Here is a 13787-nt window from a genome sequence, read left to right as displayed (position 1 = left end):
CCCCCCGCCCGCAAGATCAGCCGCGCAGGGCCAGCGCGGGCGCCGCTGCCGCCGCCCACACCTGGGGCAGCTCCCGCTCGCGGCGCTCGGCCAGCGCCTCCTCGCGGGCGTAGAGCAGGCCCCAGGTGAAGGCGGACTCCCCCGCGCCCGCCGCCTGGACGGCGAGGGCGCGCAGGGCGTCGCGGGCGACCACGCTGTCCTGGTGGTCGCCGAGCAGGGTCTGGACCGACTTCACCGCCCTGGCCAGGCGCCGTGCGGGTTTGCCGAGGGCCGGGGCCGCGGCCTCCGCCGCGTAGCGGGCGCGCTTGGCCGCCTTGCGGGCCTCGTGCAGGGCCAGGTCGAGCTCCTGGCCGGGGTCCAGGGCGAGCGCGCCTTCGACCCGGACGGCGAGGCGTTCCCAGTCGCCGAGGACCGCCGCGGGCAGGGAGGTTTCGGCGGGCCGGGCGGCGGCCTTGAGCAGCGGCGGGTCGGCCAGCAGGGCGTCGAGGGCGTTCAGCAGGGCCAGGTGGCGCCGGCTGTCGAGGGCGGCCAGGGCCGCGCGGCGCGAGCCGGTGCGGCGGGCCGTGTTCCAGACCTTGAGGCGGCCGCGGACCGGGCCCAGCAGCAGGGTCCGCGGGAGTTCGTCGAGCCGGGTCTGGATCCGTTCCAGCAGTACTTCCCGGTCGCGGTCGACGCCGAGCTCGGCGGCGAGCCAGCGCAGTTCCTCGCCGATGGGGCCGGTCTCGGCGGGGTCCAGGATCCGGCGGTAGGTCTTGAAGGCGCTGCGCAGCCGCCTGGTGGCGACCCGCATCTGGTGGACGGAGTCGGGCAGGCCGCGGCGTACGGCGGGGTCCTGGCTGATCAGGGTGGTGCGCTGTTCGCGCAGGTACGCGAGGACGTACGCGCCCGCGGTGCCCTCCGGGCCGCCGCCCAGGACGGGTGGCGCGGGTTCGGCGGAGGTCTCGGCGAGCGCCCGGGCGAGCTTCGAGGGGGCGGCGGAGACGTGGAGGCCGGCTTTGCGGAACGTCTTCTCCACGGCATCGAGGAGTGCCGGGTCGGCCCCGTCGGCGAGTTCCACCTCGACCTCGGTCCAGGCGGCGGTGACGTCCTCGCGCTCGGCCAGGACCGCGTCGGTGGACAGCTCCGCGAGGAGGAGGCCCTGGGCGTCGAGGAGGTGGCTGACCTTGCGCGAGGACACCAGCCTGACCTGTGGTTCCAGGGCGGTGTCCCGGACCCTGGAGCGCAGCAGTTCGGTGAGGGCGGCCGGGACGGTGTCGCTGAGGGCGGCGGTGATCTCGTCGCGCACGCCCGGGGAGACGGGCAGTTTGAGGTGCCAGCCCGCGTCCTTGCCGCCGGTGCGGCGGCGCAGGGTGAGTCCGTCGGCAGCGAGGCGCTGGTCGGGGGTGTCGTAGTAGACGGCGTCGAGGTCGACCGTGCCCTGGTCGGTGACGGCCGCGATGGCGGCCGTGCCCGTCAGGTCCGGCACCCCGCGCCGTCCGGCCTTGTTGCTCCTGAACTCGAATTTGCGCTCGATCTCGCGCTTCGTGTCCGCCATGGATCGAACGTAGTCCTGTACGGATCACGGCGGGAAGGGAAACGGGAGGTGCGGCGGAAAACCGGTTCCGGAACCGATGGATCAGGCCGACATCGGCCGCTGCACCCTGATCGACTGGAGCAGTCCGATGGCCACCCACACGGCGAACATCGACGATCCTCCGTAGGACACGAACGGCAGCGGGAGCCCGGCCACGGGCATGATCCCGAGGGTCATGCCGATGTTCTCGAAGGCCTGGAAGGCGAACCAGGCGATGATCCCGGCGCACACGATGGTCCCGTACAGCTCGGTGGTCTCGCGGGCGATGACGCAGGCCCGCCAGAGGATGACGCCGAGCAGGACCAGGATCAGCCCGGCGCCGACGAAGCCCAGTTCCTCGCCGGCCACCGTGAAGACGAAGTCGGTCTGCTGCTCGGGCACGAACTGGCCGGTGGTCTGGGAGCCGTGGAAGAGCCCGGAGCCGGTCAGGCCGCCGGAGCCGATGGCGATGCGCGCCTGGTTGGTGTTGTAGCCGACGCCGGCCGGGTCGAGTTCGGGGTTGGCGAAGGCCGCGAAGCGGTTGATCTGGTACTCGTCGAGGATGCCGAGCTGCCAGATCAGGATGGCGCCGGCCGCGCCCGAGCCCAGCAGGCCCAGCACCCAGCGGTTGGAGGAGCCGGAGGCCAGCAGGGCGCCGAGCACGATGACGACCATGACCATGACGGAGCCGAGGTCGGGCATCAGCATGATGATGCCCATCGGGGCGGCCGCCAGGCACAGCGCCTTGACCACGGTGCGGTGGTCGGGGTGGGTGAGGTCGCCCGCGTCGACCCGGGCGGCGAGCAGCATGGCCATGCCCAGGATGATCGTGATCTTCACGAACTCGGAGGGCTGGAGCGAGAAGCCGCCGCCGATGACGATCCAGGCGTGGGCGCCGTTGATGGTGGCGCCGAGCGGGGTGAGCACGGCGAGGATCAGCAGGACGGAGAGCCCGTACAGGATCGGTACGGCGCCGCGCAGGGTGCGGTGGCCGAGCCAGACGGTGGCGATCATCAGCACGAGGCCGATGCCGGTGTTCATGGCGTGCCGGAAGAGGAAGTAGTACGGGTCCCCGTTGTTCAGCGAGGTCCGGTTGCGGGTCGCCGACCACACCAGCAGGGCGCCGATGAGGGAGAGGGCCAGCGCGGAGAGGAGTATCGGCCAGTCGAGCCGGCGCACCACGGAGTCGCGGGCGGTGAGCTTGGCCATCGCTCCCCGCTCCGGCGCGTACCGGGATACGGAGAACTTGTTCGCGGTCTGCATCAGGGTTCAGTCCTGCCGTGCTGCGGGCGGGGCGGGCGGCCCGGCGAGCGGGGGCGGCGCCAGGTCTTCCGGGGACGGGGGCACGTACGGCTTGATCGCGGGCGAGTCGATGGAGCCGTCGGCCTGGATGGTGGGGAGCTTGGCTTCGGGGCGCAGCAGCAGGGCGGCCTTCGGGTCCTGTTTGCCTGCCATGTCGAGACCGTAGATGGCGTTGTAGACGTTGCGGACGGCGGGGCCGGAGGCTCCGGAGCCGGTGCCGCCCTGGGAGATCGTCATGACGATGGTGTAGTCGTCGGTGAAGGTGGCGAACCAGGAGGTGGTCTGCTTGCCGTAGACCTCGGCGGTACCGGTCTTCGCGTGCATCGGGATCTGCTTCTGCGGCCAGCCGCCGAAGCGCCAGGCGGCGGTGCCCCGGGTGGCGACGCCTTCCAGGGCGGCGACCATCTTCTGCCGGGTGACCTCGGTCATCGGGAGCCTGCCGTGGGCCTGCGGCTTGATCTCCTCGATGTGCTTTCCGTCGGCGCTGACGATGGCCTTGCCGATGGTGGGGTTCCACATGGTGCCGCCGTTGGAGATGGCCGCGTAGATGGTGGCCATCTGGATCGGGGTGACGAGGGTGTCGCCCTGGCCGATGGAGTAGTTGACGGCGTCACCGGCGCGCATGAGGTTGCCTTCGAGGCAGTTCTCGTAGGAGAGCAGCTCGACGTAGGTGCCGCCCTTCTTGCCGGTTTTGCACCAGCCGTCCTTGTTGGCCTCCCAGAACCGCTGCTTCCACTCGCGGTCGGGGACCCGGCCCTTCTCCTCGCCCGGCAGGTCGATGTGGGTCTCGGCGCCGAGGCCGAACTGGTGGGCGGTCTTGTAGAAGATCTGCGCCGGGTTCTTCTTCGGCTTGAGCCCGCCGTCCTTGAGCCATTCCTTGTGGCCCAGTGCGTAGAACACGGTGTCGCAGGAGACTTCGAGGGCCCGGCCGAGGGTGATCGAGCCGTGTCCCTGGGACTCGAAGTTCTTGAACACCTGGCCGCCGATGGAGTACGAGCTCGGGCAGGGGTAGTTGCCGTCGAACTCGTATCCGGCGTTGACCGCGGCCGCGGTCGGGATGACCTTGAAGATGGAGCCGGGGGCGGCCTGGCCCTGGATGGCCCGGTTCATGAGGGGGACGTTGGAGTCCTTGGCGGTGAGCTTGGCGTAGTCCTTGCCGGAGATGCCGCCGACCCACACGTTGGGGTCGTAGGTGGGGTTGGAGGCCATGGCCACGACCCGGCCGGTCCGGGACTCCAGGACGACGATGGCGCCGGCGTCGGCCTTGTAGGGGACTCCGGTGTTGCGGTCGATCTGCTTGCGCGCCTCCAGCATGGCCGCGTTGAGCTCGTACTCGGCCACGCCCTGGACGCGGGCGTCGATGCTGGTGACGAGGTTGGCGCCGGGGACCGCGGGGTCGTTCCTGGCCATGCCGATGACCCGGCCGAGGTTGTCCACCTCGTAGCGGGTGACGCCGGACTTCCCGCGCAGCTCCTTGTCGTACGTGCGCTCGATGCCGAAGCGGCCGACCTGGTCGGAGCGCAGGAACGGGGAGTTGGTGGTCTTCGCCCTGATGATCTCGTTGTCGGTGACCGGGCCGAGGTAGCCCAGGACCTGGCCGGTGTTGGCGCCGCCGGGTGCCGGGTAGCGGCGTACGGCGGTGGGCTCGGCGGTGATCCCGGGGAAGTCCTCGGGGCGCTCGCGGATCTGGAGGGCCTGCTGGGTGGTGGCCTTGTTGGTGACCGGGATGGGCTGGTAGGGGGAGCCGTTCCAGCAGGGCTGCGGGGTCTGGTTGTCGCAGAGCCGGACCTTGTCGGTGACGTCCTGCGGCTTCATGTCCAGGACCCCGGCGAGGCGGGAGAGCACGTCCTTGCCGCGGTCCTTCATCTTCATCAGCTCGGTGCGGCTGGCGGAGACGACGAGGCGGGTCTCGTTGTCGGCGAGGGCGACCCCGCGGGCGTCGAGGACCGAGCCGCGCACGGCGGGCTGGACCACCTGCTGGACGTGGTTGTTCTTGGCTTCGTCGGAGTACTCGTCGCCGTTGCGGATCTGGAGGTACCAGAGGCGCCCGCCGAGGGTGAGGAGCAGGGAGAAGACGAGGACCTGGATGATCACGAGCCGGATCCGCACCCGGGAGGTACGGCCGGTCTCCGGAATGTTGGTCACGTGGACTCCTCCCTCACAGCTTCTTGACGCTCTTCACACCCTTGATTCCCTTGACGCCCTTTATCCGGCCGGCCCGGTTGGCGCGGCTGCGGGCGGTCTTCATCCGCAGTCCGCCCCGCTGGCTGCCGATCCGCAGCCCGGTGCCGCCGGCCAGCCAGCCGGAGGCGATGTCCTTGCCCGCGGGCGGGCCGCCGTTGGCGTCGACGGCCATGGGGTCGTTCTCCGCGCGGCGGGCGAGGGCCATGATGAAGGGCACGGTGAACGGCGCGAGCAGCAGGTCGTAGAGGACCGCGGTGAAGAGCAGTCCGCTCAGCCCCACGTGGCGGGCGGCGGTGTCGCCGACCAGGGCGCCGACCCCGGCGTAGAGCAGGGTGGAGGCGAAGGCGGCGCCGACGACGGTGAGCATCGGGCCCCAGGCGGAGCGGAACCGTCCGGTGTCGGGGCGGACCAGGCCGGCGACGTAGCCGATGACGCACAGGACGAGCGCGTAGCGCCCGGCGGCGTGGTCGGCGGGTGGGGCGAGGTCGGTGAGGAGGCCGGCGGAGAAGCCGATGAGGGCGCCGCCGACGGACCCGTACACGAGGGCGAGGGCGACCACGGTGAGCAGGACCAGGTCGGGTACGGCTCCGGGGAGTTGGAGCCGGCCCAGGACGGAGACCTGGATGACGAGGGCGACCACGACGAGCGTGGCCGAGAGCAGGACCCGGTTGAAACGCATGATGTTCGGCTCCTACTCGTCGGCCGGCTTGCCGGACGCGGACGCGCCGGGCGACGGCGTGACGGTGACGGTGACCGTCGGGGTGGGCTTGGGCGCCTCGGGCTTGGGCGGCAGGACCGCGTCGCGCGGGTCCTCGCGCGGGGGCATCACCACGACGCCGACGATGTCCAGGCGCGAGAAGCCGACGAAGGGGCGCACCCAGATGGTGCGGGTCAGGTCGCCGCGCGAGGGGTCGACCTTGACCACCTCGCCGATCGGGACACCGGGGACGAAGGGCTTGTTGCCGCGCGAGCCGAAGGTGACGAGGCGGTCGCCGGTGTTGATCTTGGCCTTGCCGTTGAGCATCTGCACGGAGAGGGAGCGGTCGCCCTGGCCGGTGGCGAAGCCGAGTTCGCCGGTCTTCTCCAGACGGGTGCCCACGGTGAAGTCGGGGTCGTTGGCGAGGACCACGGTGGCGGTGTCGGGGCCGACGGTGGCCACGCGCCCGACGAGTCCGTCGCCGTTGAGGACGGTCATGTCGCGCTCGATGCCGTCCTTGCTGCCGGCGTCGATGGTGACGGTCCAGGAGAAGCCCTGGGCCGCTCCTATGGCGATGACCTCGGCGCCCTTGATGCCGTACTGTCCGGCGCCCGCCCGCTTGAGCATCTCGTCGAGCTCGCGGATCCGGCTGCGGGTCTGGTCGTCGCTGCCCAGCTTGGCCTTGAGTGCCGCGTTCTCGCGCTCCAGCGTCGCGATGCGGCTGTGCCGCTCGCCGGAGTCCCGTACCGCCCCTATGGCGTTGGCGACCGGGTCGACCCCTTTCGCCACGCCCTTCTCGACCGGCCCGAAGACCGCGGCGGCGGCCTGCCGGGCACCGTCGACCGGCGACTCCTCACCCGTCCTGATGTCCACCGTGATCAACGCGAACGCGATGGCGATCAGAAGCACCAGGAGCAGCCGGCTTTCTCGTGTGTCCCTCACGTGCGGCGGCCGTGCCTTCCTCATAGATACCCGTGCGGCGAAACCGCTCCGGTGGAGCCGCGGCCGCACCGGACCTTGCCTGTATATCAACGATCCGCCGTACGGGCCCGGTAGCACCCGTACGGCGGATCATTTGTGTTCCGCTCGTGTTCCGCCCGTGCTCCACCGCTCCGGGGCGGGCCGGTCAGCGCCGGGGCTGGGCGTCCAGGACCTGCTGGAGCGCCTCGAACTCCTCCACGCACTTGCCCGATCCGAGCGCGACGGAGTCGAGCGGGTCCTCGGCGATGTGGATGGGCATGCCCGTCTCGCGGCGCAGCCGCTCGTCGAGGCCGCGCAGCAGGGCGCCGCCGCCGGTGAGGACGATGCCGCGGTCCATGATGTCGCCGGAGAGCTCCGGCGGGCACTTGTCGAGGGTGGTCTTGACGGCGTCGACGATGGCGTTGACCGGCTCCTCGATCGCCTTGCGGACCTCGGCGGCCGAGATCACGACGGTCTTGGGCAGGCCGGAGACCAGGTCGCGGCCGCGGATCTCGGTGTGCTCGTCCTTGTCGAGGTCGTACGCCGAACCGATGGTGATCTTGATCTGCTCGGCGGTGCGCTCACCGAGGAGGAGCGAGTACTCCTTCTTGATGTGCTGGATGATCGCGTTGTCCAGCTCGTCGCCGGCCACCCGGATGGACTGTGCCGTGACGATTCCGCCGAGCGAGATGACGGCCACCTCGGTGGTGCCGCCGCCGATGTCCACGACCATGTTGCCGGTGGCCTCGTGGACGGGCAGGCCCGCGCCGATGGCGGCGGCCATCGGCTCCTCGATGATGTGCACCTGGCGGGCACCGGCCTGCGTGGACGCCTCGATGACGGCGCGGCGCTCCACCCCGGTGATGCCGGAGGGTACGCAGACCACGACGCGCGGGCGGGCCAGGTAGCGGCGCTTGTGGATCTTGAGGATGAAGTACCGGAGCATCCGCTCGGTGATCTCGAAGTCGGCGATCACGCCGTCCTTGAGGGGCCGTACGGCGACGATGTTCCCGGGCGTGCGCCCGATCATCTTCTTGGCTTCGGAGCCGACCGCCAGGATGCCACCGGTGTTCGTGTTGATGGCGACCACGGACGGCTCGTTCAGGACGATTCCCCGGCCCCTCACGTACACCAGCGTGTTGGCGGTCCCGAGGTCGATCGCCATGTCACGGCCGATGAACGACATGTTGTTCCCCTTGTTCCCCATGAGGAGCGTCTGGCCTTCCAGTTGATAGCGGCTGCTGTCAGGTCGGCGAGGTGGGTGTGTGGGTGGAGGCCCCATCGTAGTGCCGCAAGTACGGACATCGCGCGACGGGACTCCGGCAAACCCGCCGGATCGGATACCCGCCCCCTTAGTGGTGACGTCGTGTCCTGTCGATGCGTTCCCGAATATGCCCGGTAATACCAAAGGGCGACCGAAATTACTTCGGTCGCCCCAGGTCATGAGCGCTATTTGGCTGATGTTGCGTCAGAAAAGAGTGATCACAGCGCCGGGAAGAACAGCTTTAGCTCGCGCTCCGCGGACTCCTCGGAGTCCGAGGCGTGGATCAGGTTCTCCCGGGTGACGGTACCGAAATCACCCCGGATGGAGCCGGGTGCCGCGGCGATCGGGTCAGTGGGTCCGGCCAGCTGGCGGACACCCTCGATCACGCGTTCCCCTTCGACGACCAGGGCGACGACCGGGCCGCTCGCCATGAATCCCATGAGGGGCTCGTAGAACACCTTGCCCTTGTGCTCGCCGTAGTGCGCTTCCAGGGTCGCCTGGTCCAGCGTGCGCAGCTCCAGCGCGGGAATGGTCCAGCCGGCCTTCCGCTCGATGCGGCCGACGATCTCGCCGATCAGGCCGCGACGGACGGCGTCGGGCTTGAGGAGGACGAGCGTGCGCTGGGTCATGTGGGTAACTCCTTGCGGCATACGGGTGCGGTCCGACGAGGCTACAGGGGCCGGGGACCCCGCCGTACGGGACCTTCCCGGGCTACGCCCCGGCGGGAGCGGCGGGCTGCGCCCGGCGGAGGCGGTGGGCTGGGCGTCGGCGGAGGCGGTGGGCTAGGCCCCGGCGGAGGCGGTGGGCTGGGCGTCGGCCTCGGCCTGCGCCGCCCAGCGGGCCTTGATCTCGTCGATGCGGCGGCCGTAGTGGATCGAGCACCACCACAGGCCCGCGAACACCGCGCCCAGGAAGAACATCATCGGCACGACGAACCCGCTCAGGACCAGCCCGATCTGCAGGGCCCAGCCGATCTGCACGGCCCCGGGGCGCGAGAGCATCCCGCACAGCAGCACCGACAGCAGCATCCCGATCCCGCAGACCGTCCAGACCGTGGCCTGCCCCAGGTCCCCCTTCATCGCGACCAGCCCCGCGAAGCCGATCACGAAGAACTCGCCGATCAGCGTCGAAGCACACAGCGTGCGCATCCCTCAGCCCCTCTTCAGCAGCAGGCGGGCCTCGCCCACCGTGATCACGGACCCGGTCACCAGCACGCCGGCCCCTCCGTACTCCGCCTCTTCCTCCGCCAGGGTGATCGCCGCCTCCAGGGCGTCGTCCAGCCGCGGCTCCACCTGCACCCGGTCCGAGCCGAAGACCTCGACCGCGACGGCCGCCAGATCGTCGGCGGACATCGCCCGGTGGCTGGTGTTCTCCGTGATCACGACCTCCGCGAAGATCGGCTCGAAGGCCTCGAAGAGCCCGCGCGCGTCCTTGCCCTCGCTGGCTCCGACCACGCCGATCAGCCGGCTGAAGCCGAAGGCCTCGGTCACCGCGTCCGCCGTGACCCGCGCCCCGGCCGGGTTGTGCGCCGCGTCCAGGACCACCGTCGGGCTGCGCCGCACGACCTCCATGCGGCCGGGCGAGGTCACCGAGGCGAAGGCCTTGCGCACGGTGTCCACGTCCAGCACCCGCGCGTGGTCCGCGCCGATCCCGAAGAAGGCCTCGACCGCAGCCAGCGCCACCGCCGCGTTGTACGCCATGTGGGCGCCGTACAGCGGCAGGAAGATCCCGTCGTACTCGCCGCCCAGCCCGCGCAGCGTCAGCTGCTGGCCGCCCACGGCGACCTCGCGGGTGACGACGCCGAACTCCATGCCCTCGCGGGCCACCGTGGCGTCGACCTCCACGGCCTTCTTCAGCAGCACCTGCGCCGCGTCCACCGGCTGCTGCGCCAGGATCACGGTGGCGCCCTGCTTGATGACCCCGCCCTTCTCCTTCGCGATCTCGCCGGTGGTGGAGCCGAGCCGGTCCGTGTGGTCCAGGCTGATCGGGGTGATCACGGCGACCGCGCCGTCGATCACGTTGGTCGCGTCCCAGGTGCCGCCCATGCCGACCTCGACCACGGCCGCGTCCACGGGGGCGTCCGCGAACGCCGCGTAGGCCATGCCGGTGAGGACCTCGAAGAACGACAGCCGGAACTCCTCGGCCGCGTCCACCATCTCCACGTAGGGCTTGATGTCGTGGTACGTCTCGACGAACCGCTCGGCGGTGATCGGCGCCCCGTCCAGGCTGATCCGCTCGGTGACCGACTGCACGTGCGGGCTGGTGTAGCGGCCGGTGCGCAGCTCGAAGGCGTTCAGCAGGGCCTCGATCATGCGGGCCGTGCTCGTCTTGCCGTTGGTGCCGGTGACGTGGATGGAGGGGTACGCGCGCTGCGGCTCGCCCAGGACGTCCATCAGGGCGGCGATCCGCGTGACGGACGGCTCCAGCTTGGTCTCGCCCCAGCGGCCGGCCAGCTCCTGCTCCACCTCCCGCAGCGCCTTGGCCGTCTCGGGGTCGGCGGGCACGTCGGGCACCGGCTCGCCCTGAGGCGGACCGGCCTGCGCGCGCAGGGTGCGGCTGCCCGCAGCGATCACCGCCAGGTCGGGATCGCGGTCGGACTCTTCCGCCACGATCTGGTCGAACTCGTCGAAGCTGTCATCGTGGCTCTCGGGCTGCTGCGTACTCACGGGACCCAGTCTACGGACGAAGGCCCGGAGGACTTCCGGCCCGGTCGCTTCGGGACTTTCGGCGGCGAAGGCGACCCAATCGTTATGCAAGCCTTGCGGACAGGAGATTGGGGAACAAATGCCGCAGGCGCACAGTGAAACGACGGGGCCCAGCAAAACGGCTTCCAGCCGCGACATAGGGATCGACCTGGGAACCGCCAACACCCTGGTCTACGCACGGGGGCACGGCATCGTCCTCAATGAGCCGTCCGTGGTCGCCGTCAAGGCGGGCACGACCACCGCACTGGCCGTGGGCACCGAGGCCAAGGAGACCATCGGCCGCACCCCCGGGTCCATCACCGCGATCCGCCCCCTCAAGGACGGCGTGATCTGCGACTACGAGGCCGCCGAGGAGATGATCCGGCACTTCGTCCGCAAGGCCGTGCCCGGGCGCCGGACGCGTACCCGCATGGTGGTCTGCGTACCGTCCGGGGTCACCCCGGTGGAGCGGCGGGCCATCATCCACGCCTCCACCCGGGCCGGGGCCAGGACCGTTCACCTGATCGAGGAACCGATGGCCGCGGCGATCGGCGCCGGGCTGCCGGTGTCCGAACCGCGCGGCTCGATGGTCGTCGACATCGGCGGCGGCACCTCGGAGGTCGCCGTCATCTCGCTGGGCGGCATCGTCACCTCCCGGTCGCTGCGGGTCGGCGGCGACCGGCTGGACGCCGCGATCATCGACTGGGTCCGCAAGGAGCACTCCCTGCTCATCGGCGAGCGCACCGCCGAGGACGTCAAGATCGCCATCGGCTCGGCGTGGCCCGTGCCGGACCGGCCGGAGCTGGAGACCCGCGGCTTCACCGTCCGCGGCCGCGAGAAGGTCGGCGGCATGCCCAAGACCCTGCAGCTCGGCGCGGCCGACGTACGGGCCGCCCTCGACGAGCCGGTCGAGGCGATCATCGCCGCGGTGCGCACCACCCTGGAGGAGTGCCCGCCCGAACTGTCCGGCGACGTCATGGAGCACGGCATCGTCCTGACCGGCGGCGGCGCGCTGCTGCCCGGCCTGGACCTGCGGATGGCCTCCGCGACCGGGATCCCGGTCTTCGTCGCCGACGACCCGCTGGACTGCGTGGCGCTGGGCTCGGGCCGCTGCGTGGAGGACATGGACACGCTCAGCAGCCTGCTGGCACCGGCCCGGGCGTAGCGCCGGGCCGGCGCTACGCCCGGGCCGGGCCGGGCCGCGCCGGGCCTGCTAACCCCTCGGGAGGGTCGCGACCACCTCGTACGAGTCCTCCGTGCGCCTCGCCGTCAGGGTCCCGCCCAGGCTGCGCACGCGCTCGGACATGCTCGCCGTGCCCGAGCCCGCCGAGACGGGGGCCCGGGTCGGGTTGCGCTCCGCCAGCCCGTTGCTGACGGCGATCCGCAGCTGCGGGCCGTCCGCCGCGATGGACACCTCGATGGTCTCGCCCCGGGCGTGCTTGGCCGCGTTGGTCAGGCATTCCTGCACCACCCGGTAGACCGCCGCCTGCCGCAGCGGCGACAGCCCGTGCACGTCCGGATCCAGCGCGAGCCGTACGGGGGAACCGGCGCGTCCGCTCTCCTCCGCGAGCGCCGCCAGCCCGTCCACGCCCGGGGTCGCCGCCCGCTCCCCGCGCTGCACGATGATCTCGTTGAGCACCAGGTGGGCCCGGCGGGCCGTATCGGCGAGCTCTTCGAAGTCCTTGGCGTACGCCGTCTCGCGCGAGCGCATCGACAGCACCTCGGAGCGCACCGTGAGCAGGGTCAGCTCGCGCCCCACGAAGTCGTGGACGTCGCGGGCCACCGAGGTCCGCTCCTCCTGGACGGCCCGCTGCACGGCGGACTCGGCGCGCCGGGTGTCGAGCTCGCGCACCAGGTCGTGGCGGTAGGCGGCGATGCCCACGGCCGAGGCGAGGACGCCGATGGGCACGACGAGGCTGAGGAAGGAGCTGAGCGTCTCGACCCGCGGCTCGGGCCAGCCGGGCAGGGCGAACACCGCCAGCGCGAAGGCCACGTAGCCGAGCGTGGCGAGGATTCCGGTGCGGCGGCCGCGGTAGCGCCCGACCGAGTAGAGCGCGAACTGGATCAGGGTGAGCTCGTGCAGCCAGCCGATGAAGACCAGCGCGGTGAGGTACGCGACCCAGGGGGCGCGCCTGCGCACCAGGAGGCTGAGGCAGCCGGCGGCGAGCACGACGGCGGCGAGCGGGCCGCTCAGGGAGTTGTCGTCGGCCGCCAGGCCCGGCAGGTCCAGCGCCATCAGGGCGAAACAGCCACCTGCCGTGAGCATGTCCATCGCCCGCGGAGACCCGCTCCACCTCTCGGTGAACCGGCGGCCGGAGGCCACGGCCCGGTGGAACGCGCGGACGGCGGGCTTGACGTGCATGCCCCCCATCATCCGGGGTCCGCACCGGGGATCCGCGTCGCCGACGCCCGCCATGAGGTGACATACCGCACTTCGGACAGATCAGGACATGGCCGGATGGCCCTGCCGCGGGCGCACCCCCCTTTCGTAGCGTCGGAGGAATGAGCCCCCGAACGACGCGCGAAACGACCGGACCCGCCCGCCCCGCCCGGGGCCTCCCCCTACTCCTGCTCATCGGCGGCCTCATCGGCACCCTGGCCTCCGGCATCCTCACCTACGACCGCATCCGCACCCTGGAGGACCCGCTCTTCACCCCGGGCTGCAACGTCAACGCGGTGCTGAGCTGCGGAGACGTGATGACCACCTGGCAGGGCAACCTGCTGGGCTTCCCCAACATGCTGCTCGGCATCGCCGGCTTCGCGGCCCTGGCCGGGCTGGGCGCGGCCCTGGTCGCCGGGGCAATGCTCCCCCGGTGGCTGTGGCGCGGGCTGTGGGCCGGGATCGCGGCCGGGTTCGCCTTCACGCTGTGGCTGATCAGCCAGTGCCTGTACGTGATCGGGGCGCTGTGCCCGTGGTGCATGGTCGTCTGGGCGGTGATGATCCCGCTGTTCTGGTACGTCACCCGGCACCTGGCCCCGGCCGGCTCCCGGCTGCGGGCGGTCCCCCACTGGCTGGTGCCGCTGGCCGCGTACGGGGTGGTCGCGGCGCTCATCCTGACGGAGTTCGGCAGCCGGCTCCTGTGACGCCCGGCCCCCCGCGGGGAAGGGATACGGCGAAGGCCCCCGCGTCGACCGACGGCGTGG

The 13787-nt window shown here is 71.3% G+C and carries 12 protein-coding genes; 2 read left to right on the top strand and 10 right to left on the bottom strand.

Annotation, left to right across the window (positions count from 1 at the left end):
• Nucleotides 1-16: 16 nt before the first annotated feature.
• From OG904_RS20245 to OG904_RS20205, 9 genes are all read right to left on the bottom strand, one after another.
• Nucleotides 17-1534 carry a CHAD domain-containing protein gene (locus OG904_RS20245; protein ID WP_405492921.1) on the bottom strand — a complete coding sequence of 506 codons (1518 nt, stop codon included), beginning with the start codon at nucleotides 1532-1534 and terminating at the stop codon, nucleotides 17-19.
• A gap of 81 nt (nucleotides 1535-1615) precedes the next feature.
• The gene (gene rodA, locus OG904_RS20240; protein ID WP_405492919.1) at nucleotides 1616-2815 is read right to left on the bottom strand and encodes a rod shape-determining protein RodA; all 1200 of its coding nucleotides are present in this window, start codon (nucleotides 2813-2815) and stop codon (nucleotides 1616-1618) included.
• A gap of 6 nt (nucleotides 2816-2821) precedes the next feature.
• The gene (gene mrdA / locus OG904_RS20235; protein ID WP_405492917.1) at nucleotides 2822-4999 is read right to left on the bottom strand and encodes a penicillin-binding protein 2; all 2178 of its coding nucleotides are present in this window, start codon (nucleotides 4997-4999) and stop codon (nucleotides 2822-2824) included.
• Nucleotides 5000-5012: 13 nt separating this feature from the next.
• Nucleotides 5013-5717 carry a rod shape-determining protein MreD gene (mreD, locus tag OG904_RS20230; RefSeq protein ID WP_405492915.1) on the bottom strand — a complete coding sequence of 235 codons (705 nt, stop codon included), beginning with the start codon at nucleotides 5715-5717 and terminating at the stop codon, nucleotides 5013-5015.
• A gap of 12 nt (nucleotides 5718-5729) precedes the next feature.
• Nucleotides 5730-6677, bottom strand: coding sequence for a rod shape-determining protein MreC (gene mreC, locus OG904_RS20225; protein WP_405492913.1), 948 nt, complete (start codon nucleotides 6675-6677; stop codon nucleotides 5730-5732).
• 184 nt (nucleotides 6678-6861) lie between these two features.
• Entirely contained in the window at nucleotides 6862-7881 is a 1020-nt protein-coding gene (locus OG904_RS20220) for a rod shape-determining protein (protein ID WP_069923827.1), read from the bottom strand.
• A gap of 296 nt (nucleotides 7882-8177) precedes the next feature.
• On the bottom strand, nucleotides 8178-8588 hold the full coding sequence (gene ndk, locus OG904_RS20215; RefSeq protein WP_405492911.1) for a nucleoside-diphosphate kinase: 411 nt from the start codon (nucleotides 8586-8588) through the stop codon (nucleotides 8178-8180).
• Between the two features lie 153 nt (nucleotides 8589-8741).
• Complete coding sequence (locus OG904_RS20210) at nucleotides 8742-9107, bottom strand: DUF4233 domain-containing protein (RefSeq protein WP_405492909.1); 366 nt, start codon at nucleotides 9105-9107, stop codon at nucleotides 8742-8744.
• 3 nt (nucleotides 9108-9110) lie between these two features.
• Nucleotides 9111-10625, bottom strand: coding sequence for a bifunctional folylpolyglutamate synthase/dihydrofolate synthase (locus OG904_RS20205; protein WP_405492907.1), 1515 nt, complete (start codon nucleotides 10623-10625; stop codon nucleotides 9111-9113).
• A 118-nt stretch (nucleotides 10626-10743) separates the two neighbouring features.
• Here OG904_RS20205 and OG904_RS20200 point away from each other — a divergent pair, with 118 nt between their 5' ends.
• Nucleotides 10744-11808: a rod shape-determining protein gene (locus tag OG904_RS20200; RefSeq protein WP_405492905.1), complete on the top strand. Its 1065-nt coding sequence runs from the start codon at nucleotides 10744-10746 to the stop codon at nucleotides 11806-11808.
• 48 nt (nucleotides 11809-11856) lie between these two features.
• Here the strand turns inward: OG904_RS20200 and OG904_RS20195 are convergent, their stop codons facing one another.
• The gene (locus OG904_RS20195) at nucleotides 11857-13005 is read right to left on the bottom strand and encodes a histidine kinase (RefSeq protein WP_405492903.1); all 1149 of its coding nucleotides are present in this window, start codon (nucleotides 13003-13005) and stop codon (nucleotides 11857-11859) included.
• 140 nt (nucleotides 13006-13145) lie between these two features.
• Here OG904_RS20195 and OG904_RS20190 point away from each other — a divergent pair, with 140 nt between their 5' ends.
• The gene (locus OG904_RS20190; protein WP_405492901.1) at nucleotides 13146-13727 is read left to right on the top strand and encodes a vitamin K epoxide reductase family protein; all 582 of its coding nucleotides are present in this window, start codon (nucleotides 13146-13148) and stop codon (nucleotides 13725-13727) included.
• Nucleotides 13728-13787 lie beyond the last annotated feature (60 nt).

Source organism: Streptomyces sp. NBC_00096 (assembly GCF_045041305.1).
GTDB lineage: Bacteria > Actinomycetota > Actinomycetes > Streptomycetales > Streptomycetaceae > Streptomyces.
This window is presented reverse-complemented; position numbering and strand designations above follow the sequence as displayed.